General features: G+C 58.9%; 24 protein-coding genes. 12 read left to right on the top strand and 12 right to left on the bottom strand.

Annotated elements, in window-relative coordinates:
• The first annotated feature begins 31 nt into the window (after positions 1 to 31).
• Positions 32 to 1,465 (top strand): non-oxidative hydroxyarylic acid decarboxylases subunit C, encoded by a 1,434-nt coding sequence (locus C8D90_RS09005; RefSeq protein ID WP_115458102.1) that lies wholly within the window; start codon positions 32 to 34, stop codon positions 1,463 to 1,465.
• A 9-nt stretch (positions 1,466 to 1,474) separates the two neighbouring features.
• A complete protein-coding gene (locus tag C8D90_RS09000; protein WP_115458101.1) occupies positions 1,475 to 1,723 on the top strand; it encodes a non-oxidative hydroxyarylic acid decarboxylases subunit D in 249 nt (82 codons plus the stop codon).
• On the opposite strand, the gene C8D90_RS08995 is transcribed toward C8D90_RS09000, so the two are convergent.
• Positions 1,720 to 2,610 (bottom strand): LysR family transcriptional regulator, encoded by an 891-nt coding sequence (locus C8D90_RS08995; protein WP_115458100.1) that lies wholly within the window; start codon positions 2,608 to 2,610, stop codon positions 1,720 to 1,722. The genes C8D90_RS09000 and C8D90_RS08995 overlap by 4 nt on opposite strands.
• Positions 2,611 to 2,728: 118 nt before the next feature.
• On the opposite strand from C8D90_RS08995, the gene C8D90_RS08990 reads away from it, so the two are divergent.
• Positions 2,729 to 3,748, top strand: a complete 1,020-nt coding sequence (locus C8D90_RS08990) for a LacI family DNA-binding transcriptional regulator (protein WP_115458099.1) — start codon at positions 2,729 to 2,731, stop codon at positions 3,746 to 3,748.
• Positions 3,749 to 3,755: 7 nt separating this feature from the next.
• Here C8D90_RS08990 and tusA read toward each other — a convergent pair whose 3' ends face one another.
• On the bottom strand, positions 3,756 to 4,001 hold the full coding sequence (gene tusA / locus C8D90_RS08985) for a sulfurtransferase TusA (protein ID WP_115458098.1): 246 nt from the start codon (positions 3,999 to 4,001) through the stop codon (positions 3,756 to 3,758).
• 222 nt (positions 4,002 to 4,223) lie between these two features.
• On the opposite strand from tusA, the gene C8D90_RS08980 reads away from it, so the two are divergent.
• From C8D90_RS08980 to C8D90_RS08970, 3 genes are all read left to right on the top strand, one after another.
• On the top strand, positions 4,224 to 4,889 hold the full coding sequence (locus C8D90_RS08980) for a 7-cyano-7-deazaguanine/7-aminomethyl-7-deazaguanine transporter (RefSeq protein WP_115458097.1): 666 nt from the start codon (positions 4,224 to 4,226) through the stop codon (positions 4,887 to 4,889).
• A gap of 46 nt (positions 4,890 to 4,935) precedes the next feature.
• The gene (locus tag C8D90_RS08975) at positions 4,936 to 5,397 is read left to right on the top strand and encodes a GNAT family N-acetyltransferase (protein ID WP_115458096.1); all 462 of its coding nucleotides are present in this window, start codon (positions 4,936 to 4,938) and stop codon (positions 5,395 to 5,397) included.
• A 70-nt stretch (positions 5,398 to 5,467) separates the two neighbouring features.
• Complete coding sequence (locus C8D90_RS08970; RefSeq protein WP_115458095.1) at positions 5,468 to 6,040, top strand: DcrB family lipoprotein; 573 nt, start codon at positions 5,468 to 5,470, stop codon at positions 6,038 to 6,040.
• A gap of 76 nt (positions 6,041 to 6,116) precedes the next feature.
• On the opposite strand, the gene C8D90_RS08965 is transcribed toward C8D90_RS08970, so the two are convergent.
• Complete coding sequence (locus C8D90_RS08965) at positions 6,117 to 7,844, bottom strand: AsmA family protein (protein ID WP_196238493.1); 1,728 nt, start codon at positions 7,842 to 7,844, stop codon at positions 6,117 to 6,119.
• Positions 7,845 to 8,006: 162 nt separating this feature from the next.
• Complete coding sequence (locus C8D90_RS08960) at positions 8,007 to 9,407, bottom strand: nucleobase:cation symporter-2 family protein (RefSeq protein ID WP_115458094.1); 1,401 nt, start codon at positions 9,405 to 9,407, stop codon at positions 8,007 to 8,009.
• Positions 9,408 to 9,661: 254 nt separating this feature from the next.
• Between C8D90_RS08960 and gltS the strand changes: the two genes are divergently transcribed.
• Positions 9,662 to 10,867, top strand: a complete 1,206-nt coding sequence (gene gltS / locus C8D90_RS08955) for a sodium/glutamate symporter (RefSeq protein WP_115458093.1) — start codon at positions 9,662 to 9,664, stop codon at positions 10,865 to 10,867.
• On the opposite strand, the gene recG is transcribed toward gltS, so the two are convergent.
• From recG to C8D90_RS08925, 6 genes are all read right to left on the bottom strand, one after another.
• The gene (gene recG, locus C8D90_RS08950; RefSeq protein ID WP_115458092.1) at positions 10,868 to 12,949 is read right to left on the bottom strand and encodes an ATP-dependent DNA helicase RecG; all 2,082 of its coding nucleotides are present in this window, start codon (positions 12,947 to 12,949) and stop codon (positions 10,868 to 10,870) included.
• Positions 12,949 to 13,644: a tRNA (guanosine(18)-2'-O)-methyltransferase TrmH gene (trmH, locus tag C8D90_RS08945; protein ID WP_115458091.1), complete on the bottom strand. Its 696-nt coding sequence runs from the start codon at positions 13,642 to 13,644 to the stop codon at positions 12,949 to 12,951. Before trmH ends, recG begins: the two co-directional genes overlap by 1 nt.
• 9 nt (positions 13,645 to 13,653) lie before the next feature.
• On the bottom strand, positions 13,654 to 15,753 hold the full coding sequence (spoT, locus tag C8D90_RS08940) for a bifunctional GTP diphosphokinase/guanosine-3',5'-bis pyrophosphate 3'-pyrophosphohydrolase (RefSeq protein WP_115458090.1): 2,100 nt from the start codon (positions 15,751 to 15,753) through the stop codon (positions 13,654 to 13,656).
• An 18-nt stretch (positions 15,754 to 15,771) separates the two neighbouring features.
• The gene (gene rpoZ / locus C8D90_RS08935; RefSeq protein WP_115458089.1) at positions 15,772 to 16,047 is read right to left on the bottom strand and encodes a DNA-directed RNA polymerase subunit omega; all 276 of its coding nucleotides are present in this window, start codon (positions 16,045 to 16,047) and stop codon (positions 15,772 to 15,774) included.
• Between the two features lie 54 nt (positions 16,048 to 16,101).
• Positions 16,102 to 16,725 (bottom strand): guanylate kinase, encoded by a 624-nt coding sequence (gmk, locus tag C8D90_RS08930; RefSeq protein WP_115458088.1) that lies wholly within the window; start codon positions 16,723 to 16,725, stop codon positions 16,102 to 16,104.
• A gap of 170 nt (positions 16,726 to 16,895) precedes the next feature.
• Positions 16,896 to 17,822: an HNH endonuclease gene (locus C8D90_RS08925; RefSeq protein ID WP_115458087.1), complete on the bottom strand. Its 927-nt coding sequence runs from the start codon at positions 17,820 to 17,822 to the stop codon at positions 16,896 to 16,898.
• Between the two features lie 214 nt (positions 17,823 to 18,036).
• On the opposite strand from C8D90_RS08925, the gene C8D90_RS08920 reads away from it, so the two are divergent.
• The 5 genes from C8D90_RS08920 to C8D90_RS08900 all read left to right on the top strand — a co-directional run bounded on the left by C8D90_RS08920 (position 18,037) and on the right by C8D90_RS08900 (position 23,780).
• On the top strand, positions 18,037 to 18,540 hold the full coding sequence (locus tag C8D90_RS08920; RefSeq protein ID WP_115458086.1) for a MarR family winged helix-turn-helix transcriptional regulator: 504 nt from the start codon (positions 18,037 to 18,039) through the stop codon (positions 18,538 to 18,540).
• Positions 18,537 to 19,910 (top strand): c-type cytochrome, encoded by a 1,374-nt coding sequence (locus C8D90_RS08915; RefSeq protein ID WP_230472988.1) that lies wholly within the window; start codon positions 18,537 to 18,539, stop codon positions 19,908 to 19,910. Before C8D90_RS08920 ends, C8D90_RS08915 begins: the two co-directional genes overlap by 4 nt.
• Positions 19,911 to 19,914: 4 nt before the next feature.
• A complete protein-coding gene (locus C8D90_RS08910; protein WP_196238492.1) occupies positions 19,915 to 20,385 on the top strand; it encodes a (2Fe-2S)-binding protein in 471 nt (156 codons plus the stop codon).
• A gap of 2 nt (positions 20,386 to 20,387) precedes the next feature.
• Positions 20,388 to 22,637, top strand: a complete 2,250-nt coding sequence (locus C8D90_RS08905; protein ID WP_115458085.1) for a xanthine dehydrogenase family protein molybdopterin-binding subunit — start codon at positions 20,388 to 20,390, stop codon at positions 22,635 to 22,637.
• Positions 22,638 to 22,742: 105 nt separating this feature from the next.
• The gene (locus C8D90_RS08900; RefSeq protein WP_115458084.1) at positions 22,743 to 23,780 is read left to right on the top strand and encodes an XdhC family protein; all 1,038 of its coding nucleotides are present in this window, start codon (positions 22,743 to 22,745) and stop codon (positions 23,778 to 23,780) included.
• Between the two features lie 32 nt (positions 23,781 to 23,812).
• Here the strand turns inward: C8D90_RS08900 and C8D90_RS08895 are convergent, their stop codons facing one another.
• Entirely contained in the window at positions 23,813 to 24,649 is an 837-nt protein-coding gene (locus tag C8D90_RS08895) for an aldo/keto reductase (protein ID WP_115458194.1), read from the bottom strand.
• Between the two features lie 113 nt (positions 24,650 to 24,762).
• Positions 24,763 to 25,623, bottom strand: a complete 861-nt coding sequence (locus C8D90_RS08890; protein WP_115458083.1) for a helix-turn-helix transcriptional regulator — start codon at positions 25,621 to 25,623, stop codon at positions 24,763 to 24,765.
• Positions 25,624 to 25,721: the final 98 nt, after the last annotated feature.

Genomic DNA, 25,721 nt, shown 5'->3' with positions numbered 1-25,721 from the left:
AAATAGCGGGAATCGGAAAGAGGAAGATGATATGGCATTTCATGATTTGCGCAGTTTTCTGCAGGCGCTCGAACAGCAACAGCAGTTGCTGAACATTGACGAACCGGTGATGCCGGAGCCGGATATTTCCGCCGCAGCCTGTGCGGCGACCAAGCTGGGCGACAAATCGCCTGCGCTGCTGTTCAACAATATCTTCGGTTATCACGACGCCCGTATTGCCATGAACGTACACGGTTCCTGGCCGAACCTGGCTATCGCCATGGGCATGCCCAAGAACACGCCGCTTAAGCAACAGTTTCTGGAGTTCGTCCGCCGTTATCAAAATTATCCCGGCGAAGTGGAATACCGTGAAACGGCGCTCTGGCAGGAAGTGGTGATCGAGCAGGATATTAACCTGTTCGATATTCTGCCGCTGTTTCGCCTGAACCACGGCGACGGAGGCTTTTACATCGATAAAGCCAGCGTGGTATCGCGCGACCCTTCGGTGGAAGATAACGCCGCCACCCAAAACGTCGGCATCTACCGTATTGAAGTGAAAGGGCGCAACCGTCTGGGATTGCAGCCGGTGCCGGCGCATGACATCGCAATACATCTTCAGCGGGCAGAAGAGCTGGGCGTGGATCTGCCCGTGGCGATCACCATCGGCAACGATCCGATGATTGGCACCGTGGGCGCGATGCCGATTCTGTATGATCAGTCCGAATACGCCATGGCCGGCGCCCTCAATGAAGAACCTTATCCCGTGGTGCGCACCGCGCTGACGGGGCTGGACGTTCCGTGGGGCTCGGAATACGTGCTGGAAGGGCGCATTATCTCCCGTTACCGCGAAGCGGAAGGGCCGTTCGGCGAGTTTACCGGGCACTACTCCGGCGGCCGCCGTATGCCGGTGGTGGAAATCACCAAAGTCTCCCACCGGCGTAACCCGGTTTACGAACATCTCTACCTGGGCATGCCCTGGACCGAAATCGACTACATGATGGGCATCAATACCTGTGCGCCGCTTTATGTGCAGCTCAAGGAGGCCTATCCGGAAATCGAGGCGGTCAACGCGCTCTATACGCATGGCCTGATCGTGATTGTCTCCACCAAAACCCGCTTTGGCGGCTTTGCCAAAGGCGTCGGGATGCGGGTTCTGACCACGCCGCACGGATTGGGCTACGCCAAAATGGTGATCGTGGTGGATGAAACCATCGATCCGTTCAACCTGCCGCAGGTGATGTGGGCCATTTCCACCAAGTTCAACCCGGAGTTTGATCTGGTCACGGTGCCGGGGCTGTCGATTCTGCCGCTGGACCCGGCTTCTGAGCCTGCCGGCATGACTACCAAGGTGATCATCGACGCCACCACGCCGAAAGCGCCGGAAACCCACGGCCATTTTTCGCAGGAACTGCGCGATCCGGTTACCACCGAACAGTGGGTTGAGAAGCTACAGGCGATGATTGATGCCGGAAACGCATCCCGTTAAGGAGAAATGATGAGTGACAATAAACCTTACCCTGAAAAATGCCCGCGCTGTGAATCACCGTCGCCGGAGGTGATGAGCCAGTCGCCGGTTGCCGGCGCCTGGACGGTGTTCCATTGCCCGGTCTGCTTCTTTACCTGGCGCAGCACCGAACCGGACTTTATTACCGATCCGGCCAAATATAATCCGCATTTCAAATTTTCACCGCAGGATATGGAACATTTCGGCGTGATGCCGGCCATTCCTGAGCTGAAACGTTAAGCGGCGGTTTGGCCTAAAAACGCGATCGCCCGGTGTAGCGGTGAGTCCGCAGACAACGGGGCGCGGTAAAGCAGGGCCAGCTCATCGGCAACGTCGTCCAGCTCCGGCACGTCACGGGCGACGATGCCGGGGGGGATGTCGTCCGGCAGGACGGGCAGCAGGGCGACGGCGGCGCGTTGCTTCACCAGGGCGATGAGCGGGGCGATGTCGCTGGTGTCGGCAAGAATGCGGGGCGTCAGCCCGGCGCGGGTGAACGACTGCAATACCCGCTCGTAGACCCCGAAACCGGATTTGCGCCGCAGCAGCGCCAGCGGCACGCCCGCCAGTTGCGCCAGCGTAATCCGGGGCTGGGCCGCCAGCGGTGAGTCAGGGTGGCACAGCGTCTGAAAACGCGAGCGCGCCAGAGGAAGCAGCTTCAGGTCCGGCGCGGCGCTGGTCAGGGGCAGATGAATCAGCGCCGCATCGAGCCGGTACATCTCCAGCAGCTCCGTCAGGTGCTGCGTGTCGCCCTGTTGCAGCGAGAATCCGATGGTGGGGCAGGCATCGCCGAGCGTTTGGATCATGGCCGTGACCCGCGGAATTCCCATCGACACCGTGCCGATGCGCACCACGCCGCGTTGCCCGTCGGCGAACCCCTTCATCTCATCTTCGATTTCCCGTGACTGGCGCAGCAGCGCGCCGGCGCGCTGGTACAGGTGCCTGCCCGCCTCCGTCGGCTGCATTCCCTTGCTGGAGCGAAAAAACAGCTGAACGCCCAGCAGTTCCTCCAGTTGCTGTAATCCTTTACTCAGCGGGGGTTGGGCAATAAACAGTACGCCGGCGGCAGCGGAGACGGAACCTTGCTCCACCACGGTGCAAAAATAGTGCAGCAGTCTGAGTTTCAGCATAGGACGTCTCTTTCACTGGGATCATTATGCAGGCATTATGTCATGCTGTATCGGCATACAACATATTCACCGTCGTTGTGTTAGGCTCAGAACATTGTTGTCGTAAGGGGAATGCGCAGTGAGCAGTCAGGGAAACCGGGCCACCATCAGCGATGTGGCGAAGGCGGCCAAAACCGGAAAAACCAGCATATCACGCTATCTGAACGGCGAGCAGCACCTGCTTTCGGACGACCTCAAGGCGCGTATTGAAAAGGCCATCCGCCAGCTTAACTACCGCCCCAGTCAGATGGCGCGCAGCCTGAAGGGCGGCCAGACCCGGCTGATCGGGCTGATTATCGCCGACATTACCAATCCTTACTCCGTGGACGTGCTGCGCGGCATCGAGGAAGCCTGCCGGGTGCAGGGCTTTACGCTGCTGGTCTGTAACACCAATAACGAGGTGAATCAGGAGCAGCATTACCTGGAACTGTTGAGCAGCTACCGGGTGGAAGGCATCGTGGTGAACGCCGTTGGTATGCGTGAAGAGGCGTTGTCTAAGCTGCAGCAGTCGCTGCTGCCAATGGTGCTGATCGACCGCAAAATTCCTGAGTTCTCCTGCGATATGGTTGGGCTGGACAATGATCGGGCCGCGACGGAGGCGACCCGGCATCTGATTGAACAGGGGTTTGAAGCCGTTCTGTTTCTCAGCGAACCGCTGGGGCTGGTGAATACCCGTCACGAGCGGCGGCACGCTTTCCTGAATACCATGCAGGAGCACCCGCAACTGGTGGCGGAAAGCGCGGAAGTGGCGCTCAGCAACCCGGCGCAGCTGGGGGAGATTTTGAGCCGGTTTTGCCAGCAGCATCGCGGCATGCGCAAAGCGGTGATGTCGGCCAACGGCGCGCTGACATTACAAGTGGCGCGCGCGATGCGGCGTGAAGGCATCAACTGGGGCAGCGACATCGGCCTGCTGGGGTTTGACGAACTGGAGTGGGCGGAGCTGGCCGGCGTCGGCATCACGACCCTGAAACAGCCGACTTATCAGATCGGCTATGCGGCGCTGGAACAGCTGGTGGCGCGCATTCAGGGAGAAAACGGTTCCGCGCGGGAGCAGAAGTTTCCCGGCGAGCTGATCGTCCGCGGGTCAACCACGCGCTGAGCCTGCTTCAGCGCCCTTTTTTCAGCAGATAGCGAAACGGCGCGGCGTCGGTTTCCTGCGCCAGCAGGGTATGGTCCATAAACTGGCAGAAACCGGGAATATCGCGGGTGGTGGCCGGATCGTCAGCGATGATCAGCAGCGTTTGGCCGTCTTCCATCATGCGTACGGTTTTGCGTACCATCATAACGGGTTCGGGGCAACGTAAGCCCTGGGCGTCCAGCGTTTTATCCGGATTAGTGAAGAGGTCGGTCATAATACTCCCGAAGCGGCGTACGACGCGGGAATCGCCGCATGGTGAAAACGAAAACCCGCCTAGTTTACCCCGTCGGGGTGTGACTGCAAGCAACGTTAACGTTTGCGTTAAAATTAACCATTGCAACCTGTTTTGAACAAGGTATCATGCCCGCGCCGCTGTTATGCGGCCGTTCGTTTTTCTTGGGTTCCCTCACCCCAATAACCAAAAAGGCCACAATCTATGTTTACCTTTACACCGCAACAGCGGCTGAAAGCCTTGTTATGGCTTTCGCTGTTTCACATTCTGATCATAACCTCCAGTAACTATCTGGTGCAGTTGCCGATCAGCATTTTCGGGTTTCATACCACCTGGGGTGCGTTTACCTTCCCGTTCATCTTCCTGGCGACGGACTTAACCGTGCGAATTTTCGGCGCGCCGCTGGCACGACGCATTATTCTGGCGGTAATGGTGCCTGCGCTGTTCATCTCTTATGGTTTGTCGGCGCTGTTCTTCCAGGGAGAATGGCAGGGGCTGGCCGCCCTGGGCGAGTTCAACGTGATGGTGGCGCGGATCGCCACGGCCAGCTTCATGGCTTACGTGTTGGGGCAGATCCTCGACGTTCACGTGTTTAACCGCCTGCGCCGTAAGCGTGCCTGGTGGGTGGCGCCCACCGCCTCAACGCTGTTCGGCAATATCAGCGACACCGTTGCATTCTTTTTCATCGCGTTTTACCGCAGCTCAGATCCTTTCATGGCATCGCACTGGGTAGAGATCGCACTGGTGGATTATTGCTTTAAGCTGATGATAAGTCTTATCTTCTTCCTGCCAATGTACGGCGTTATGCTTAACATGGTGCTCAAGCGCCTCGCCGTCCAGCACGATGCGCCAAAACTCCGACTGAGTTAACCGGCCAAATGCGTTATTCTGATGGCCTCATATTACGGAGGCCGTCATGTCATCCCTCTCCCTGCGCGCCGCGACGCCGGCGGAAATCCACGCTTTGTATGCCGGGTTGCCGGAGTTTGCCGCCCTGCATGGCGAGCGGGACATTCAGGCCCGCCTGGCCGGGCGCGTCAGCCACCTGTTGATTGCCTTGTGCGACGGCGTGCCGGCCGGCTTTAAGATCGGCTATGCGTTGGATGACACCGTTTTTTACAGCTGGCTGGGCGGCGTATTACCGCCTTTCCGGCGGCAGGGAATCGCCCAGTTCCTGTTGCAGGCGCAGCAGGCGTGGGCATTAAATCAGGGTTATCACCGCATTGAAGTGAAAACGCGTAACAGTTTCCCTGCTATGCTGATGATGTTGATTAAAAACGGCTATCAGCTCATTGAGTTAGAAAAGGCTGAAAGCGTGGCGGATAACCGGCTGCGCCTGGCGAAGGTGCTGACGGAGCCGCAGGTTTGTCCCGGGTGACGACGTTGTTTGGCGTGTTTTGACGCAATCAGATACTTTAAAACAGTAAAGGACAAGAGAAGGAATACCCATGCGCAACTTAGTAAGATTTATGGGCGTTGGTCTGTTGGTCGCCGGGCTTGCCGCCTGCGACGGGAACTCAACGGACAGCGCGGGTCAGCCGGCTGCGGGGGATACGCCGGTACAGGCCAGCGTGCCTGCGGGTGAAAACATCAGCCTGATGGACGGTAAGGTCAGCTTTACGTTGCCTGCCGGGTTGTCTGACCAAAGCGGCAAGCTGGGAACGCAGTCCAACAACATGTATGTGTACGCTGATAAAAGCGGTCAGCAGGCGATCATCGTGATCACCGCGCCGCTGCCGGCTGAAGGGCTGGACGTACTGAGCGGGCGCCTGGTTGAGCAGCAGAAATCGCGCGACCCCAACCTGAAGGTGCTGGCGAATAAACCGGTAGAGCTGAACGGCGCTACGTTGCAGCAGGTTAACTCGGTGCAAACGCTGAAAGGCGTGACGTCTTACTCCAGCATCGTGCTCGGCAAGACTGGCGATCAGTTGCTGACGATGCAGATTACGCTGCCGGCGACGAACCAGCAGGAAGCCGAGAACATTGCCAACGGCGTGCTGAATACGCTGAAGGTGAAGTGATTCCGGGCGGGTTTCCCCGCCGCTTTCCAGAATGCAAAAAGAGCGGGATAACCCGCTCTTTTTTTGTGCTTTTATCTCATTCCCCCGCAGGCTGCTGCGCTTCCGGTATTTGCGCTTGGGGCATCGCCGCCTGTAACTCCCCACCCGCCAATGTTTGTGTGACCTGCTGCCCGTTGCCATCCTGTGCGTGTAGGGTAGCGCCGATCGTCGGTTTCATCGGCGTTCCGGCCTGCAGGCGACCTGCAGCGGAAAGTTGCAGGTTAACGTCGCCGCTGAGCGGAATCGCCGGCCAACCCCACTGCGCCAGCACGGTGGAAGGGACTGCGCGGCCGTTAAGCGTCAGCGCGAACGGGCGGCTCTCCTGCTGACCGACCGTGGCGGTGCCTTCCAGCAGGCCCTTGCCAGCGAAAGCGCTGAGTTCGGTAACGGTGATCTGCCCGTCATCGGCCTTCAGGGTGATGGAGGGGCGGCGGATGTCGGTTTTGTTGAGCGTCGCTTCGCTGCCGTTAAGCGTGAAGCCGCCGCGCCAGATGCCCCAGCGCCCGTTCTTCACCAGCATCAGGTTGTTGCCGAAGCCGTCCACGGCGGTGAACTGGAAAGGGTAGTCCGGATTGATGTCGACGATCAGATTACGGCTGCCGCTGAACTTGGTCAGGATCAGCTCATTCAGCCACGACGGCAGCGGCTGCTGCCACAGCTCCCGCCAGTTTTGCGGCAGGGTGTACTCCAGCCCGACCACCGCGGCGTCGTTGATGGTCAGCCGGCGATCCGCACGCTGCCAGTTACCGTCGGCGCGCAGCAGGCCGCCTTCCCAGCGGGCGGTCGCCTGCCTGATATCAATGCCCGCCGGAGAGAGGGCGGTGCTGACGATCGGGTCGATAAAGTGCAGGTTGCCCACGACGATATCGCTGGCGTTAAAGGCCAGTGAGCCATCCTCGCTTTGCCAGTCGCCGTTATGCAGCGTGACCTGTTGCAGGGTGATGTCCAGATCGCTCAGCGCCCACGCCGGCCCCACCAGCTTCGCGCCCGTGACGTCCATACGCCCCAGGGTCACATCGGGCAGATGTTGAATGCGATCTTTCAGTTGCTCCAGCGTTTGCGCGGTTTGCCACTGCACGCCGCTCAGGCGCAGGTTATTGACCAGCCAACTGCCGTTCTCCTGCTGCTCCGCGTCTGCGGTGAGCTGGCCGCGCGCCACATCGGCGCCCAGGTTGTTTAAACGCAGCCGGTTATTTTCGACGGCGCCCTGAATAAGCGCGTTTTGCGCCGGAATATCATTCAGGGTGAGCGTGCCGGCGCTGAACTGGAAGCGGGCATTGCTGCCCAGTGCGTGGTCGCGCGTCGGCTGCCATGGCGTGACGCCGCCGTCGACCTGGGTCGCACGCAGGTTCCAGTCGCCGTTATCAGCGGCAATCAGCATATTTTGCAGGCGCAGGGTGTCTGCCTGAACCGGCAGGGGGCTGCGGCGGTTATGGGTGTTCAGGGCACCGTCGCGCAGCAGCAGGCCGCTGAAATGACGGGGAGCGGTAAGTTGTTGTACGCCGAAGTCCAGCACCATTTCTCTGGCGCTGAGTACCGGTTGCTGGCCCTTGGGCGCCAGGCTGACGTTTTGCAGCGTTACTCGTGACGGCGTACTCAGTGAATGGTCAATGCCGTCCAGCGTCATCGTCCAGGACGAGTTTTCTGTTACCCAGTTGCTGATGCGTGCAGCACCCCAGCGTGTCTGCGCTGCGATATAAAGCGCAACGATGAGCAGAATTAGCAGTACTAACAGCGTCAATAACGCTTTTCCAATAAATTTCACGGCGGGGTCCTTTAAAGCGGTGCTCAGGTAAGTTTATGCCGCAATTGGGAAAGGGTCTCAAGACCTTAACGTGTAAAAAAAGGTGAATACGGAGAGATCCGAGAGGAAAATAACAGAAAGGGCGCTCATCTGAACGCCCTTTCTTTGCCCGTGCGGAGAGGATTATTTTTCCGGAGGGAAAATCAGGTTCAGCACGATAGCCGTGATACCGCCGGCGGCAATGCCCGAAGACAGCAGCGTTTTCAGCCATTCAGGCGCAAATTGCAGGATCAGCGGCTGCTGGGAAACCCCCATACCGACCGCCAGCGACAGCGCGATAATCATGATCGCGCGGCGGTTGAGCGGTTCACGCGAGACGATACGCACGCCGGAGGCCGCGATGGTGCCGAACATTACGATGGTGGCGCCGCCCAGCACCGGCTCGGGAATGTGCTGTACGAAACCGGCAACGGCGGGGAACAGCCCCAGCACGATGAGCATCAGGGCTACCACGAAACCGACGTAACGGCTGGCGACGCCGGTCAGCTGAATCACCCCGTTATTCTGGCCGAAGCAGGAGTTGGGGAAGGTGTTGAACACCGCAGACAGCATGGAGTTCAGCCCGTTTGCCAGCACGCCGCCCTTCAGGCGCTTCATATACAGCGGGCCGGACACCGGCTGTTCCGAAACGTCGGAGGTGGCGGTGATGTCGCCGATGGTTTCCAGCGACGTCACCATAAAGATCAACATCAGCGGAATCAGCAGGTTCCAGTCAAAACCCAGCCCGTAATAGAGCGGCGTGGGAACGATCAGCAGGGCGTCGGTGCCTTTTTCCGCGACGGACGCGGGCAGCATGTCCAGCGCCCAGGCCAGCAGATAGCCGACGGCCATGGCGATCACCAGCGAAGCCACGCGCAGGTAGGGGTTGCGCTGGCGGTTAAGCAGGATGATGACGAGCAGCACCGCGCCGGCCAGCATCAGGTTTTTCGGCGCGCCGAAGGTATGATCGTTCATTGCGCCGTAGCCGCCGCCGATGGAAACCAGCCCCACCTGAATCAGCGACAGGCCGATAATCATCACCACGATGCCGGAGACCAGCGGCGTGATGATGCGCCGCGCCAGATGCAGCACGCGTGACAGCAGAATCTCGGTACAGGAGGCGACCATCAGGGTGCCAAACAGCGCCGCCATCATGGTGGGTACGTCCGCGCCGCCGTTTTTCAGCGCCATACCACCCATGATCAGCGGCGTAACGAAGTTAAAGCTGGTGCCCTGAATCGACAGCAAGCCGGAACCGATCGGCCCCCAGGTTTTGATCTGCAGGATTGAGGCCAACCCCGACGCGAACAGCGACATACTGATGATGTGCTGGGTGTCCTGCGCCGGTAATCCCAGCGCCTGGCAAATCAGCAGCGCCGGCGTGATTACGGCGACAAACATCGCCAGCAAGTGCTGGCAGGCGGCGAACAGCGTTTGCGGCAGCGGCGGCCGGTCTTCAAGGCGATAAATTAATTCACTGCGCGGGGCGGACGGAGTCGCATTTGTGCCGGTTTGTTCAGTGGCTGACGGGGATGGCGTGGTCATGTTGGGGTTTTTCCTGAGACAACAATTTTCCAGAGAAAACAATGTGCGCATTTTAATGATCGTTGGCACAAAAGCAATCGTTTGCTTCTTTGGGCTTAAGCGCCAGAAATTCTGGCAGGGGGGATTTTTTATGTCGTTTTGCTTGCCTGAATGACAAGTTTTACTTTTTAATGTGCCGCGAATAATGAGTCGATGCTTAACATAAATAAATATAACTGATTGTAGTTAATTGGTTTTTTGTATAGGACGAATGAATGTTTCATCTTGATACCTATGGGACGTTGGTTGCCGCAACGTTCGTACTTCTTCTTGGCCGTCAGCTAGTTCATAAGGTTCCCTTTCTCGTTAAATACACCATCCCCAGTCCGGTCGCCGGTGGTCTGCTGGTCGCACTCGGTCTTTTATTGCTGAAAACGTCAACGGGCTGGGAAATCAGCTTTGATATGTCGCTGAAAGATCCCCTGATGCTGGCGTTTTTCGCCACCATCGGCCTGAACGCCAACCTCTCGAGCCTGCGGGCCGGCGGAAAAGCGCTGGGTATCTTTATTTTTGTGGTGGTTGGTTTGCTGTTGGTGCAGAACGCCATCGGTATTGGTATGGCGAAAATGCTGGGCCTGGACCCGTTGATGGGCCTGCTGGCCGGCTCGATCACCCTGTCCGGCGGTCACGGCACCGGCGCGGCATGGAGCAAGCTGTTCGTTGAGCGTTATGGCTTCCAGAACGCGACCGAAGTGGCGATGGCCTGTGCGACGTTCGGCCTGGTGCTGGGCGGCCTGATCGGCGGCCCGGTGGCGCGTTATCTGGTGAAACACTCCTCCACGCCGAACGGCACGCCGGACGACAGCGAGGTGCCTACCACGTTCGAAAAGCCGGACGCCGGGCGCGTTATCACATCGCTGGTGCTGATTGAAACACTGGCGATGATCGCTATTTGCCTGAGTGCGGGCCAGTTTATCGCCGGGCTGCTGCGCGGATCGGCGCTGGAGCTGCCAACCTTTGTTTGCGTGCTGTTCGTTGGGGTGATCCTGAGCAACACGTTGTCCGCCGTCGGTTTTTACCGGGTGTTTGAACGGGCGGTGTCGGTGCTGGGCAACGTCAGCCTGTCGCTGTTTCTGGCGATGGCGCTGATGAGCCTGAAACTGTGGGAGCTGGCGTCGCTGGCGCTGCCGATGCTGGCGATTCTGGTGGTGCAGACGCTGGTGATGGCCACGTATGCTATTTTCGTCACCTACCGGGTCATGGGTAAGAACTATGATGCCGCGGTGCTGGCCGCCGGCCATTGTGGCTTCGGCCTGGGGGCGACGCCGACGGCGATTGCCAATATGCAGGCGATTACCGAGCGATTCGGTCCGTCCCATCTGGCGTTCCTGGTGGTGCCGATGGTCGGCGCGTTTTTCATCGATATCGTGAATGCGATCGTGATTAAGCTTTACCTGTTGCTGCCGATGTTCGCGGCGTAATCAGGCGTTGCTGTAACGGCTGCGTTCGGGCAGCCAGCGTTCGATCAGCGCCCGGGCGTGCTCCGGGTAATTTTGGTGAAGATGGCGCGCAATGCGCTGAACTTCGGGGATCAGGGCCTGATCGCGCAGCAGATCGGCAACGCGGAATTCAGCGCTGCCGGTCTGGCGGGTACCGAGCAGCTCGCCGGGGCCGCGGATTTCCAAATCCCGCTGGGCGATGACGAAGCCGTCATTGCTGTCGCGCAAGACCTGCAGGCGCTTCTGTGCGGTCTGGCTGAGCGGGGCCTTATACAGCAGAACGCAGTGTGAGGCGACGGCGCCGCGCCCCACGCGTCCGCGCAGCTGATGAAGCTGCGCCAGCCCCAGCCGCTCCGGGTTTTCGATAATCATCAGGCTGGCGTTGGGCACGTCAACCCCGACTTCGATCACCGTCGTCGCAACCAGCAACTGCAGTTCGCCCTGCTTGAAAGCCTCCATGACGCCCTGCTTTTCCGCCGCCTTCATCCGCCCGTGCACCAGGCCGATCTTCAGCTCCGGCAGCAACAGCTTCAGCTCTTCCGCTGTGGCTTCCGCCGCCTGCGCTTCCAGCAGGTCCGACTCTTCGATCAGGGTACACACCCAATATGCCTGCCGTCCTTCGTTCAGGCAGGCGCTTTTTACCCGCTCAATCACGTCGCTGCGGCGGGTGTCGGGAATGGCGACGGTGGTGACCGGGGTTCTGCCGGGCGGCAGTTCGTCGATCACCGAGGTGTCCAGATCGGCGTAAGCGGTCATCGCCAGGGTGCGCGGGATTGGCGTGGCGGTCATGATGAGCTGATGGGCATGAAATCCCTGTTCTTCCCCCTTTTCCCACAGCGCCAGCCGCTGATGAACGCCGAAACGGTGCTGTTCGTCGATGATCACCAGCGCCAGGCCGGAAAAACGCACCTGCTCCTGAAACATGGCGTGCGTGCCGACAATCATGTCCACTTCGCCGCCGGCGATGGCGTCCATCTGCGTTTGACGCGCCTTGCCTTTCTGTTTGCCGGCCAGCCAGCCGACGGTCAGCCCCAGCGGCTCAAACCAGCGGCGGAAGTTGGCAGCGTGCTGCTCCGCCAGCAGTTCGGTCGGCGCCATCAGGGCCACCTGTTTACCGTGAGCGATAACGCGCAGCGCGGCAAGCGCAGCGACCAGCGTTTTGCCTGAACCGACGTCGCCCTGTACCAGGCGCATCATCGGTACGGGTTTGTTCATGTCGGCTTCGATATCTGCCACCACGCGTTGCTGGGCGTTGGTCGGGCTGAAGGGCAGGGCGGCGAGGAAACGGTTTTTCAGCGCATCGTCGGCGGCGAGCGCCAGCGCTTTATGCCTTTGCGTGCCGGCGCGCACCGCCAGCATGCTGAGATTGTGCGCCAGCAGTTCTTCCAGGATCAGGCGGCGCTGGGCCGGGTGCTTGCCCTGCTCGAGATCGCTGAGCTGGATGTCCGGCGGCGGACGATGCAGCGTGTGCAGTGCCTGCGGCAGATCCATCAGGCCGTGGCGCAGTTCTTCCGGCAACAGTTCGGCGATGGGCACGGTGTCCAGCAGCGCCAGCGCCTGATCGGTCAGCTTGCGCAGCGTGGCCTGACGCACGCCTTCGGTGGTCGGGTAAACCGGCGTCAATGCTTCCTGCAACTCCACGTCGCCGCTCTCGCCCTGCACGCGATATTCCGGATGAATGATCTCCGCCCCGCGCTGGCCGCGCTTGATTTCACCGTAGGCGACGACATGCCGGCCTTCGGCCAGGCTGTTTTTCATCGCGGCGTTGAAATTGAAGAAGCGCAGCGTCAGTACGCCGGTGCCGTCGCTGATTTGGCTGGTCAGCATGCGGCGGCGGCCGAATGCGATGTCGGTGCGCAGCACGTTGCCTTCCACCGTGGCGTAAATGCCCGGCAGCAGGTCGTTGATAGGGTAGAGTTTGGTGCGATCTTCGTAACGCAGCGGCAGGTGCAGCAACAGATCCTGAATGTTTTCCAGACCTATCTTCGCCAGCTTGCCGGCCTGGCTGGCGCCGACGCCTGACAGCGAGGTCAGCGGAATGGCATCCAGCAGCCGGCCTTTCATTACCGGATCTCCGTGGCTTGCATCGCCGCCCACCACGCGGCATCGGCAACGATCTGTCCCTGGCCGTCAATGACCGGACGGGGCAGTTTCTTGCGTTTGGCGACGTTGGCCATAACCGGATAGCCGCCTTCCCACAGCAGGCGCTGTTGCTCATCGGCGGAAAGTAAGCTGTTTTCGCGCCGGTACATGCCGGCGTTCTGCCGCTGGCGCTGCGCTTCGTACAGGATCAGCGCCGAGGCGACGGAGACGTTAAGCGACTGCACCATGCCGATCATCGGAATAATGATGTCCTGATCGGCCAGCGCCAGCGCTTCGGCGGTGATGCCGGTTTTTTCCTGCCCCATCAGGATGCAGGTCGGGCGGGTGTAATCCACTTCGCGGAAATCGATGGCGCTGCCGGAGAGGTTGGTCGCCAGGATTTGCATGCCCTGCGCCTTCAGATCCGCAGCGGCGGATGCGATATCAGGGTGCGTTTTTACCTGTACCCAGCTGTTGCTGCCAGCGGCGGTGGAAACCAGGGTACGCATTTTTTTGCCCGGCCAAACGGCGTGGACCTGATGGACGCCTACGGCGTCGGCGGTGCGGATGATGGCGGAAACGTTATGCGGTTTGTGAACCTGCTCCATGCAGACGGTGAGATCCGGCTGCCTGGCCGCCAGCATCTGACAAATCCGCGCGTAGCGTTGAGGTGTCATAATGGCTAATCAGTTACGGTTACGGGTGACTTTAATCACATCCGGCATAATACGGATTTTACGCATGATATTCGCCAAATGGACGCGATCGTGTGTGGTCAGGCGGATAAACGCGCTGTATACGCGGCCGTCCTTCTCTTCGGTGTTCATGCTCTGAATGTTGGACGCACAGGTATTGATGGCGGCCGTCAGGTTCGCCAGCGCGCCCTGATGGTTGAACATGTCCACTTTGATTTCGGCGATGAATTCCTGATCCGGGTTGGTGTCCCATTCCACGGCCATGAATTTTTCCGGCTCTTTCTGGTAGCCGCGGATGTTGCGGCAGGACTCATGGTGGATCACCAGCCCTTTGCCCGGGCTGACGTGGGCGATGATCGGATCGCCGGGAATCGGGCGGCAGCATTTCGCGAAGGTCAGCAGCACGCCGTCAGCGCCTTTGATCGGCAGCTTGCGCATGCCGCCGGCGGTGATTGACTGGCCGTCGTCCAGCAGGTTTTTCGCTACCACCACGCTCATGGCGTTGCCCAGGCCGATTTCCGCCAGCAGGTCGTCCATGGCATGCAGCTTCATACGCTCCAGCTCGCGCTGAATGTTCGCTTCGGGAATATCCTTCAGCTTGAGGCCGTTACCCAGGGCGTGATTCAACAGGCGACGACCGAGGCTGATGGAGTCATCGCGCTTGAGGTTCTTCAGCATCTGGCGGATTTTGGCGCGGGCTTTGGAACTGACGACGAAGTTCAGCCAGGCGGCGTTAGGCCGTGCGCCCGGCGCGGTGATGATCTCCACCGTCTGGCCGCTGCTCAGCGACTGAGAAAGCGGGAAGGGCTGGCGGTCAACGCGTGCGCCGACGCAGGCGTGGCCGATGTCGGTGTGCACCGCATAGGCGAAATCGACCGGCGTGGCGCCGGCCGGCAGTTCGACGATGCGCCCTTCCGGAGTGAAAACGTAAATCTCATCCGGGAACAGATCGGATTTGACGCTCTCGATAAATTCAAACGAGCTGCCCGCGCTTTGCTGCAGCTCCAGCAGGCTTTGCATCCAGCGCTGGGCGCGGATTTGCGCGGTGGTGCTGGATTCGCCTTCTTTATAGGCCCAGTGCGCGGCAACGCCCATTTCGGCCATCTGGTCCATATCTTCGGTACGGATCTGCACTTCCACCGGCACGCCGTGCGGGCCGATTAACGAAGTGTGCAGCGACTGGTAGCCGTTGGCCTTGGGAATGGCGATGTAATCTTTCACCCGACCGGGGCGCGGCTTATACAGGCTGTGCGCCTGGCCGAGCACGCGGTAGCAGGTGTCCACGTCTTTCACGATGACGCGGAAGGCATAAATGTCCATGATCGAGTGAAAACGCTGCTCTTTCAGGTGCATTTTGCGGTAGATCGAGTACAGATGTTTTTCGCGACCGTTCACCCGGCAGACGATGCCGGCTTCCGTCAGGCGGCCTTCGATTTCGGAGAGGATCTTCTGAATCATCTCCTTACGGTTGCCGCGCGCGGCTTTCACCACTTCTTTGATCACCCGGTAGCGGTTGGGATACAGGGCTTCGAAGCCCAGCTCTTCCAGCTCGGTTTTCAGGTGGTGAATACCCAGACGGTGCGCCAGCGGGCTGTAGATTTCCAGCGTTTCACGCGCAATACGGCGGCGTTTGTCCGGGCGCAGCGACCCAAGGGTGCGCATGTTGTGGGTGCGGTCGGCGAGCTTGATCAGAACGACGCGGATGTCCTGCACCATCGCCATGATCATCTTGCGGAAGTTTTCCGCCTGCGCCTCTTTTTTATCGCGGAATTTCAGCTTGTCCAGCTTGGACACGCCTTCAACCAGTTCGGCGACGCTCTTGCCGAACAGTTGTTCCATATCCTGATACGTGGCGGGCGTATCCTCGATGACGTCGTGCAACAGAGCCGCCATCAGGGTTTCGTAATCCAGCCGCATTTCCGCCAGAATGCAGGCGACGGCGACCGGATGGGTGATATAAGGCTCGCCGCTGGAGCGTGTCTGCCCCTCGTGCGCATCGCGCGCGACGAGGTAAGCCTGTTTCAGGCGTTTGATCTGCTCTTCAGGCAGGTATTTCTGAATCAGCAGATTCAGGCTTTCAAACAGGTACAAAGGCAGCCCTTGCGAGAATTAACGACGACCTTCAGCGATCGCAGTTACCGCCTGCAGTTCCGCGGCTTCCTGCTCCTGTTGTTCCTGACGTTCACGCACGTCGAGGATCTGGTTGTTGATCAGACCTTCTTCGATTTCACGCAGGGCGATAACGGTGTACTTATCGTTTTCTTCCGGAACCAACGGTTCTTTACCGCCGGCCTGCATCTGACGTGCGCGGCGGGCAGCGACCAATACCAGGTCAAAACGGTTACCAATTTTCTCTACAGCGTCTTGAACAGTTACGCGTGCCATAAGTGTGCTACTCCACAGATGAAGAAATGACTGGGCATGATACTGAAACTGAAGTCAGTCTGCCAACAATTTGCTGATTAAAGCATCGTGACGAAGCTTTTGACGCCCGGTTCGCAGACGTTCGGCACGGATGATGGTGCGCAGATCCTGCAGGGCGGTTTCAAAATCATCGTTAATGATCAGATAGTTATACTCATCATAGTGCGACATTTCCGAAACGGCTTTCATCATACGCTGGGCGATCACCTCATCGCTGTCCTGACCGCGCCCGTGCAGGCGGCGTTTCAGTTCTTCGTGCGACGGCGGCAAAATGAAGATGCTGCGCGCCTGCGGCATCTTTTCCCGCACCTGACGCGCGCCCTGCCAGTCGATGTCGAGGAACACATCGATGCCCTGCGCCAGCACTTTTTCGATAGCCGGGCGGGAGGTGCCGTAATAGTTGCCGAAGACTTCGGCGTGTTCCAGGAAGGCATCTTCTTTGATCATCTGACGGAATTCATCCGCCGGAATGAAATAGTAGTGCTCGCCGTGGTTTTCGCCGGGACGTGCGCCGCGCGTTGTGTGGGAAACGGAAACCCGGATGTCGTACGCGGGCTGCGTTTTCAATAGTGCCTGAATCAGGCTGGATTTTCCCGCTCCGCTGGGGGCGGAGACGATATACAGCGTACCTTGGACCATAGCGCGATTATCTGAAAGTAGGTTGGCGAGTTAGGGACAAAAATAGCAGAGGGTCTGCGTTATCTTTGCGCGCTGCGGCGAACGCGCATGGGGGATGACGGAATATACCCTGCGTATTCCGTAGTATACACGGCATTGGGGGTGGATGCAGTACGTGGTGTCTTTCCTCATTAACGGTCTTTGTTCAAGCACCACTCTCGATGAGCCAGAATCGCTTTCAGCGAAGGGGCTGAAGAAGGACTGAGCGTGGGGGCGAGAGGCCTGTTTGCAAGTACCTGATATTCGCTATTTTTTAATGTGGGGTGCAGCTGTACGCGCAGTTCTTCATCCAAATGGAGTAACCCTTGATCCCATAAGGTATGGAGATCGCTGCGTAGTAACAGCCCATTGTCGATGGCGTTTGTAGTTGGGCCTCGGAAAGGGGTGATGTGCGCGGCTTCCAACACGGCTTTAATGCTGCAGCCTGAAATGGCGCATTTTCCCTGGTAAGCCAAGAGCAAGCCGCTACGAAAAGCGGATTGTCCTTGACGCACGGCTATACTGCGTAAGGCTTTTTTCCTTTCATCTGCGATGCGGGCCGGATCAAATTCTGCAAGCGGAGGCGGGGTTTCTCTGCTGACGTCCTCTTCATCAGGTTCGTCTGTTAATGGCAGCGTGGTGCTTTTCAACGTGAAAAATCCGTCTTTCCAATCCGTGACATACGCTAATCCCATTACCCGATAGCTTACATGGGGCTTAGGGCTGAGCTGATGTAATACGGCGATAGGTACGTCATCGAGCATGCACTTCTGCAAGCTACGGTTGCCTGATAATTGTTCAGCAGGTTTAGTGGCGGATTCTTCTTGCGCGTATAAATATGTCCAACTGCCATCCTGTTGATAAACAGGTTCTTTATCGCTGTACTTACTATTCAGTCCTTGTCGTATAGAAAGCGCATAGTCGGCGCCTTTCGGCTTATAAATTCCCTTGGCGCGCGTTGTTAGGAGGCAAGGTGTGCGATCGTTTGTCAGTTCATCGTATGTCACGGCTTGACCACTTCGATCTTCAAACCAACGGAGGGCGGCAAGGTGTAAGCGAGGGAGTGATAAAAGTGGCATAACGTTTTCACCTAATTAGATAAACACGTAACAGTATTTGGTCATTAGGAATGAATGCCTCCCAGAATGCAAACGTCTTCTCAGATTGTAGGTAAATGGATCTTCGTTCATCTCAGAATCTTTGATCCGCCTCATAATGTTGTTTAAGTTTTGTTGCAAAAATGTTTTCCAAGATCTAATTTGTTTGCAAATGCAAATAAATTAGGACCTCGCCATGACGAAACCCACCAACCGCCCCTGCCCGCTCGGCATTCACCTGGACGTCACCAACCGCCTGTGGCAAGCGGCCATGGAAAAGTCGGTTCCGTTTACGTACCTCAACCGTCCGCACTGGCTGGCGCTCAGCGCCATCGCGGAATTAGGGGACGGCTGCAACCTGAAGATGATCGTCAGCCACCTCCACAGCGAAGTTTCCACTATTTCCCGCGCGCTCAAATTTCTTGAAGAGAACGACCTCATCACCAAAAGCGTGGATATCGAAGACAAGCGCGCCAAGGGCGTTTCGATGACGCCGGCCGGGCACAAGGTGCTGGCGCAGTTGGACATCGCCGCGCAAAGCGTGCGTACCAGGCTGTTGGCGAACGTGAGTGAGGAGCAACTGGTCGGATTCATTGAGACGCTGGCCGCTATTCGCACGGAAGCCGTCAAGATTCTGTATGGCGATGCGACACCGGAAAGCCTTCCGGCGTCGGAAGATACCTGCGGAGACATAAAATGATAACGTCACCCCGTGTTGTTTCGTTTGTCGCTGCCAGCATGATTTTGCTCGCATTTGCGGCCAGCAGCGCCCCACTGCCTCAGGGCGTCGATCGGGCCACGATGCTGCGGGGCGAGTACCTGGCGACGGCGGCGGACTGTAATGCCTGCCACCGCAGCCCTCAGGCCGGCGGGCCGGACTACGCCGGCGGCCTGCCGTTGGCGTCGCCGATGGGAGAAATCATCGGCCCCAATATTACGCCGGCGGTTAAATACGGCATCGGGCAATACAGCGAAGCCGACTTCAAACGCGCGCTGGTTGACGGCGTGCGCCGCGACGGCAGCTACCTTTATCCGGCCATGCCTTACACCGCCTACCGCGGCATGACTGAGTCCGATCTGCACGCGCTGTACGTTTACTTCATGAACGGCGTAGCACCGGTTGAACAGCCGGTTGCGGCAACCAAACTGGCTTTCCCGTTCTCCGTTCGCCAAACGATGTGGTTCTGGAACATGCTTTACCGCGAGCAACCGCAGCCCGTTACGGCGCTCAACAGCGACGCACTGAAAAATGGTTACTACCTGGTGGATGTACTGGGGCACTGCTCCGTTTGCCACAGCCCGCGTAATTTCCTGATGGCGGAAGACAGCGATCAACGCTTCACCGGCGGCAGCCTCGGCGGCTGGTTCGCGCCCAACATCACCCAGGACAAAATCAGCGGCCTCGGCGGCTGGAGCGACGCCGAGCTGACCCAGTACCTCAAAACGGGCCACGTGCAGGGCAAAGGCGCGGCGGCCGGCGGCATGGGGGAGGCCGTGGAATACAGCCTCTCCTCAATGTCTGACAAAGATTTACAGGACATGGTGACCTACCTGCGCCAGATCCCACCGGTACGTAACGCCGCGGAAGAACGCGCCGCCTGGCAGCACGGCCCCGGCGATCGGGCTGAGAGCGCCGCGAATCTCGATGCCGGCCAAAAGCTGTATGCCAGCGCCTGCGCGACCTGCCACCGCCTGCAGGGCGAAGGGGCGTACGCCGATCACTTCCCGTCGCTGACCCATAACAGCACCACCGGCAGCCTGCGCGCCGACAACATGGTGATGGTCATCCTCGACGGCGTGAACCGTCAGGGCCCGTTCACGCCCATCACGATGCCCGGCTTCCGCCACACGCTGAATGACGGACAAATTGCGGATTTAACTAACTACATCGCCCAGCGCTTCGGAAATCCGGCGCTGAACGTAACGGAAGCGTTCGTCGCTTCGCAGCGCAACGGCGGGGAAGCGCCGCTGATTATCCGCCTGCTGCCCTGGGCATACGGTATTGCGATCGTCATCGTGCTGGGCGGACTGGCGCTCTGGCTAAGAAAACGCCCGGCAAGAAATAAGTGAGGCCATGATGAAATTTAACCTGAACGGAAAACCCGCCAGTTTTGACGGCGAGCCGGATACCCCGCTGCTTTGGGTTATCCGGGAAAACTTCGGCCTTACCGGCACTAAGTTTAGCTGCGGTATCGGCGCCTGCGGAGCCTGCACGGTGCACGTCGACGGCGAGGCGGTGCGCTCGTGCAGCTACCCCCTCAAGCTGGTTGAGGGGCGCAGCGTCACCACCATTGAAGGATTGGCGGAAGAACGCCGTCATCCGGTACAGCAGGCGTGGATCGACGAGGACGTGCCGCAGTGCGGCTACTGCCAGTCAGGCATGATCATGACGGTCAGCGCCGTACTGGCGCAAAACCCGCGCCCGGACGAACAGCAGATTTTCAGGCAAATCACCAACCTGTGTCGCTGTGCCACCTATCACCGCATTAAGGGCGCAATTCGCCGCGCCAGTCAGACGATGACGCCGGAACAGGAGAGGAGTTAACCATGCCGCTTTCCAGAAGACGTTTTTTACAGGGCAGCGCCGTGGCGGTGGTTTCCCTGCTGCTGCCGCTGGCGTCGAAAAGCTACGCGGCGATTGTGTCGCAGTCATTTACCCCGCCGGACGATCAGTATGAGCTGAACGACTGGATTTGGATCGGCCCGCAGGGGGACATCGTTATCGGCGTGTCGCAATGCGAGGTTGGGCAGGGCATTTATACCGGTCTGGCCGAAGTGGTCGCCGCAGAGATGGATGCGGACTGGGAAAAGGTCAGCGTGAAATTCGTGACCGGCCGCGACGCCTACCGTCAGGTTGCCGGCGGCGAGGACTTCGCCCAGTTCGTAGCGGCATCGACCTCCATGACCAAGTTTTACGAACGTACCCGGCTGGCCGGGGCGCAGGCCAGGGTCTTTTTCCTTCAGGCCGCAGCAGCGGAGTGGGATATCCCGCTGGCGCGCTGCACCACTGAGCGCGGCTTCGTCATTGACAGCCAGACGGGGAAAAAGCTGGCCTACCATGAGCTGCTGCATTACGCGAAGCAAATCCCGCTTTCCTTATCTCCGGTGCTGAAAACGGCAGCGGAGGAGAAGAAACAAGGCTTAATCGGCGCGGAAGTGGCGCGTATCGATACGCCGCTGAAGGTGGATGGCCGGGCTATTTTCGGCATTGACGTTACCGTACCTGACATGCTCATCGGCGTGCCCTGGATGGTGCCGTGTCAGAATGGCAAGGTGATCCGCATCCGTAACGAAGCGCAGATCCGCGCGTTGCCCGGTATCGTGGATCTGGTGATAACCCGCCAGTGGTCGATGCTGAACATGATGAAGCACGATCATGACATGTCGCCCAATACCGTTATCGTGGTGGCGCACCATTATTGGCAGGCGAAAAAAGCTGCCGACCTGCTGGACGTTGAGTTTCAGAAAGGGCCGAAGGATACCTTCTCCACGGCGTCGATCGACAATGACAACCGGGCCATGCTGACCGACGGCGACATGGTGACGGCCACCACGCGCGGCGATGCGCCTGCGCTGATTCAGGCCGGTAAGGAAACACCGGCTTACCATGACGCGACGTACAAAATCGGCTACCTCGCCCACGCCACCATGGAGCCCTGCAACGGCACCTGTTTCGTGGAGGACGACAAGATTACCGCCTGGGGGCCGTTCCAGGGGCAGGATCTGGTGCGCGTGGTGCTGGGGGCGATGTTCAAACGCAAGCCGGAGGACGTCATCGTTCACACCACGTTCCTGGGCGGCAGCTTCGGGCGTAAGTACCTGCCTGATCCGGTAATGCATGCCGCGCTGGCCTCTAAGGCGACCGGTAAGCCGGTAAAGGTGATTTATCCGCGCGAAATCGATATCCAGCACGAATATTACCGCCCCGGCGAGATGGGGCACTACCGGGCGGTGCTGGGCGATGACGGCTATCCACAGGCGCTCTGGGCGCGTTATGCCGGCCAGGGGTTGTTCAGCCAGATGCGCCCGGAACGGGTGGAGAAAAACGGCGGCTGGGATGAAACCATGGCCGAGTGCGTTTACAACACGCGCTATGAAGTGCCGGCGCTGAAGGTGGAGTGCGGCGATGTCGTACAGCCGCTTTCCCTGAGCTTCCTGCGCGGTGTCGGCAGCGTAGCCAGCCTGTTCTGTATGGAAAGTTTTATTAACGAACTCAGTCATAAAGCCGGGATCGACGCCTGGGAATACCGTCGCAACCTGATGAAAGACACGCCGGAAATGGTGAGGGTGCTGGACGCGACGGCGAAAGCGGCGCGTTGGTCCGAACCGCTGCCGGCGAACCATTACCGGGGAATGGCGGTGAATATCTGGATCGGGCGTGATGATGCGTTTACCACCTACATGGCGCTGGTGATTGAAATCGAAGTGACCGGCGACACGTTCCGCGTCACGCGCGCAGTGTGCGGCATTGACTGCGGCAAGGTGGTGAACCCGAACCTGGTGCGCCTGAACACGGAAGGCGGGATCGGCTTTGCGCTGAGCGGCGCGCTGCACAGCCAGCTGCATTTTAAAGAGGGTCACGTGGTGGAAGGCAACTTCGACGTTTACGGCATGCTGCGGCTGGACGAAATGCCGGAGGTCGAGGTGGTGTTCGTGGAAAGCGACCGCCCGCCCCAGGGCTGTGGCGAAACCGCAACGGCGGTGGTAGCGCCGGCGCTGGCGGGGGCGTTGCTGAAGGCGACCGGGAAAGCGTACCGGGAGATTCCGTTCCCGGGAAAACTGGAGTTTGAGGCGTAAAGCGATTGCGGGGCGGCGTTCATTCCCGCCCTGCGCGTTCAGGGCTGCGGATTAAGGACGGGCAGCCGTCGCGGGCAGTTCTGCGGGGTTTATTCCGGGGGGATTATGGCTTTTTCTGCGCAGTCACTGGATATTCAGGTGCTTTCCAGCGCGAAGCAATGGGCGGAGTTTCAGCCGGTTTGGCTGTGTACCGTGTTGAAAACATGGGGATCTTCGCCGCGTTCGCCGGGCGCTTTGCTCGCCGCCACGCAGGACGGCAACTATTGCGGATCGCTCTCCGGTGGTTGTGTGGAAGAGAGCTTCCTGCGCCAGATTACGCAGGGGATGTGGCTGGCGCCAAGTCAGGTCGTGCGTTATGGCGACGGCGGTTTCGAGCCGGATATGCGCCTGCCCTGCGGCGGCGTGCTGGATATTTTGGTGGAGTACTTGCCCGCGGGCAGGGCGACCCTGGACTATCTGAATACGTTGCTGGACGGGTTTATCGGCCACCGGGCGTTGCTCAAGGAAATCACGCTGCCCGGCGCCTGCCGCGCGCTCAGCACCATCCCGTTCTTCTCGCTTAATCAGATTGACTGCCGCTATCCTGACATTGCGATAAAAATCGCGGCCTCTCCGTGCCTGTTCGTCGCCGGCTATTCTCCCGTGGCGCAGTATTGCATGCAGTTTGCCAGCGCGATGGGGTTTGAGGTCATCTTATGCGAACCGCGCGAAGAGGTGCGGCGGCAGATGGTCGTGGCGGAAAATGTCCGCGTTATCCCTGCGTTCCCGGCCGACTACCTGGAAAAGGAAGGCTGCCACAACCGCACCGCCATCGTCGCCCTGACCCATGACGCCCGCATGGATGATCTGACCCTGATGGAAGCCGTACACACTCCGGCGTTTTACATCGGTGCGATGGGGTCCGAATCCAACAGCGCCCGCCGGCGCGAACGGTTGGTGCGCATCGCGGAATTCGGTGAGGAAGAACTGACCCGCATCCATGCGCCGATCGGCCTGGATATCGGCAGCAAAACGCCGGCGGAAATCGCGTTATCCGTAATGGCTGACATCATCAAACACAAAAACAGACCGGCCACGCATGCGGAAATGCGCTGGTCAGCGATCGGGGGGGATCGCTACGCTATGCAGCATCCGGCTGCCTGAGAATTTGCGCGGCGGAAACCCGTCCCGCCTCCTCACAGGATATCCAGCGGCATCTTTCTCGCCGGGGCCGGAAATGCCCGGTCAATCTGCGCCAGCATCTGCTCGTCCAGCGTCAACCGGCAGGCCGCCGCGTTCGCCAGCGTATGCTTCACGTCTCCGGATTCCGGAATCGCAATCACCTCTCCCTGCCTGCGAATCGCCCAGGCCAGCGCCACCGTTGCCGCGGAAACGCCGCAGGCATCGCCGATTTCCGTCAGCAGCGGATGTTTCAGCAACCGGTTACCGCTGCCCAGCGGCGCATAGGCCATCACCGGCATGTGATGGCGCCGGCAGGCCGGCAGCAAATCGTATTCGATTCCCCGGCTGGCGGGGTGATAGAGCACCTGATTGGTGGCGCATTGCTCGCCACCCTTCAGCGCCAGCACCGTTTCCATTTCGTCGGTGTCGAAGTTGGAAATTCCCCAGGCGCGGATTTTTCCCGCGGATTGCAGCCGTTCGAAGCCGGCCAGCGTCTCTTCCAGCGGAACGGAGCCCGGCCAGTGCAACAGGTAGAGATCCAGGTATTCCACGCCCAGACGGGCCAGCGAAGCATTGCAGGCTTGCTCCAGCGCTTTCCCGCCGGCGTGGAACGGATAGACTTTAGACACCAGAAACACCGCATCGCGCCGCCTGCGGATAGCCTGACCGATCAACGTTTCGGAGGTGCCGTCGCCGTACATTTCCGCCGTGTCGATCAGCTTCAGCCCGGCATCCAGCCCGGCCTGTAATGCCGCGATTTCCTCCTGCCCGGAGCGGCGCCCCACTCCGAGATGCCAGCTTCCCATGCCGATTGCCGGTACTTCCTGCCCTGCCAGCGTGACGGTTTGCATAAATGATTCTCCCGTAATAATGCCCTGCCGCATTATGAAGCGAAGAAACGGACGGGCGCTACGGTCCGTTGCACAGACCTGGGCGCGATTTTTCCGTCATTGCAACAAATGCGCTACCGCTTCGTGATTAATGATGAGGGTGAATAGCCGAATTTCTGCTTGAACGCTTTACTGAAATGGAAAATATCGAAAAAATTCAGCATATCGGCAACCTGGCTGACGCTGTGGCGCTCCTGTCGCAGCAGCGACTGCGCCAGCTCCAGGCGGGCGTCCAGGTAATATTCCTTCGGTGACTTTCCGGTATAACGCAAAAACAGGCGGCGCAGATACTGCTCGCTGCACTGCATCTGTTGCGCCATTTCCGCGACGGTCCAGCGGCGTTGCAGATCGGCGTGAATGGCGGAAAGCAGCTTTTCAATCTGAATCAGCTGCCGTGCCCTGGAGCCATTTTGTCCGATGAGACAGATCCACTGATAAATCATCTTTGCCAGAAACGCCACCGCCAGATTATTTTCCAGTGGCTCTTTACTGCAAATCAGCGTTTCTACGTCAGCCAGCTCTTTATTGAAAAGATCGCCGTTGTGAATAACCGCCATCTGGGATAACGGAATTTCCATCGCGCCGGTGGGAATAAACTCCATCCAATATTGTTCCCAAATCAATCCCTCACAATGATAAGAAACAATATCCGTTGGTTTTAAAAATATGACGCAATTCCCGTTCAGGGTAATTTCGGACTTATCCTTTAATAACATTTTACCGCCGCCCTGAACGGTATAAACCACTACCCAGGAACTGGCGATCAGCGGTTTCTTTTTATCCCGGGGCCAGAATACCCGATAGCTTTCATCCGCCAGCGTGTGCCACAGCGAGATTAGCGTGATGCCGCTTGAGATCACATTTTCGTCAAGAACCAGCGGAATATTGTAGGTAGTTTCGTTTTTTACATGCGAAATAACACTTTTTCCATTCATTTACTTTCCCCGGCGGAGAATGATGCAGCTGTCCCGGAAAAGAGACGTTACCAGAAATTTATCTCACCGGGAAAACGACACGTGCATTTTGGGATTTC

It is taken from the genome of Enterobacillus tribolii (genome assembly GCF_003363015.1).
GTDB classification, from domain to species: Bacteria; Pseudomonadota; Gammaproteobacteria; order Enterobacterales; family Enterobacteriaceae; genus Enterobacillus; species Enterobacillus tribolii.
The sequence above is the reverse complement of the archived record's forward strand: the minus strand, read 5'-3'. Positions and strand labels throughout refer to the sequence as shown.

What these genes read in the sequence shown, in the direction of transcription:
- C8D90_RS08975 (WP_115458096.1), top strand. Translation starts at nt 4,936, where the DNA reads ATGTCATCCCTCTCCCTGCGCGCCGCGACGCCGGCGGAAATCCACGCT.
- C8D90_RS08960 (WP_115458094.1), bottom strand. Translation starts at nt 9,407, where the DNA reads ATGACCACGCCATCCCCGTCAGCCACTGAACAAACCGGCACAAATGCG.
- gmk (WP_115458088.1), bottom strand. Translation starts at nt 16,725, where the DNA reads ATGGTCCAAGGTACGCTGTATATCGTCTCCGCCCCCAGCGGAGCGGGA.
- C8D90_RS08910 (WP_196238492.1), top strand. Translation starts at nt 19,915, where the DNA reads ATGATGAAATTTAACCTGAACGGAAAACCCGCCAGTTTTGACGGCGAG.
- C8D90_RS08970 (WP_115458095.1), top strand. Translation starts at nt 5,468, where the DNA reads ATGCGCAACTTAGTAAGATTTATGGGCGTTGGTCTGTTGGTCGCCGGG.
- C8D90_RS08890 (WP_115458083.1), bottom strand. Translation starts at nt 25,623, where the DNA reads ATGAATGGAAAAAGTGTTATTTCGCATGTAAAAAACGAAACTACCTAC.
- C8D90_RS08995 (WP_115458100.1), bottom strand. Translation starts at nt 2,610, where the DNA reads ATGCTGAAACTCAGACTGCTGCACTATTTTTGCACCGTGGTGGAGCAA.
- gltS (WP_115458093.1), top strand. Translation starts at nt 9,662, where the DNA reads ATGTTTCATCTTGATACCTATGGGACGTTGGTTGCCGCAACGTTCGTA.
- tusA (WP_115458098.1), bottom strand. Translation starts at nt 4,001, where the DNA reads ATGACCGACCTCTTCACTAATCCGGATAAAACGCTGGACGCCCAGGGC.
- C8D90_RS08905 (WP_115458085.1), top strand. Translation starts at nt 20,388, where the DNA reads ATGCCGCTTTCCAGAAGACGTTTTTTACAGGGCAGCGCCGTGGCGGTG.
- C8D90_RS09005 (WP_115458102.1), top strand. Translation starts at nt 32, where the DNA reads ATGGCATTTCATGATTTGCGCAGTTTTCTGCAGGCGCTCGAACAGCAA.
- C8D90_RS08895 (WP_115458194.1), bottom strand. Translation starts at nt 24,649, where the DNA reads ATGCAAACCGTCACGCTGGCAGGGCAGGAAGTACCGGCAATCGGCATG.
- C8D90_RS08915 (WP_230472988.1), top strand. Translation starts at nt 18,537, where the DNA reads ATGATAACGTCACCCCGTGTTGTTTCGTTTGTCGCTGCCAGCATGATT.
- recG (WP_115458092.1), bottom strand. Translation starts at nt 12,949, where the DNA reads ATGAAAGGCCGGCTGCTGGATGCCATTCCGCTGACCTCGCTGTCAGGC.
- C8D90_RS08925 (WP_115458087.1), bottom strand. Translation starts at nt 17,822, where the DNA reads ATGCCACTTTTATCACTCCCTCGCTTACACCTTGCCGCCCTCCGTTGG.
- C8D90_RS08920 (WP_115458086.1), top strand. Translation starts at nt 18,037, where the DNA reads ATGACGAAACCCACCAACCGCCCCTGCCCGCTCGGCATTCACCTGGAC.
- C8D90_RS08900 (WP_115458084.1), top strand. Translation starts at nt 22,743, where the DNA reads ATGGCTTTTTCTGCGCAGTCACTGGATATTCAGGTGCTTTCCAGCGCG.
- C8D90_RS09000 (WP_115458101.1), top strand. Translation starts at nt 1,475, where the DNA reads ATGAGTGACAATAAACCTTACCCTGAAAAATGCCCGCGCTGTGAATCA.
- rpoZ (WP_115458089.1), bottom strand. Translation starts at nt 16,047, where the DNA reads ATGGCACGCGTAACTGTTCAAGACGCTGTAGAGAAAATTGGTAACCGT.
- C8D90_RS08980 (WP_115458097.1), top strand. Translation starts at nt 4,224, where the DNA reads ATGTTTACCTTTACACCGCAACAGCGGCTGAAAGCCTTGTTATGGCTT.
- trmH (WP_115458091.1), bottom strand. Translation starts at nt 13,644, where the DNA reads ATGACACCTCAACGCTACGCGCGGATTTGTCAGATGCTGGCGGCCAGG.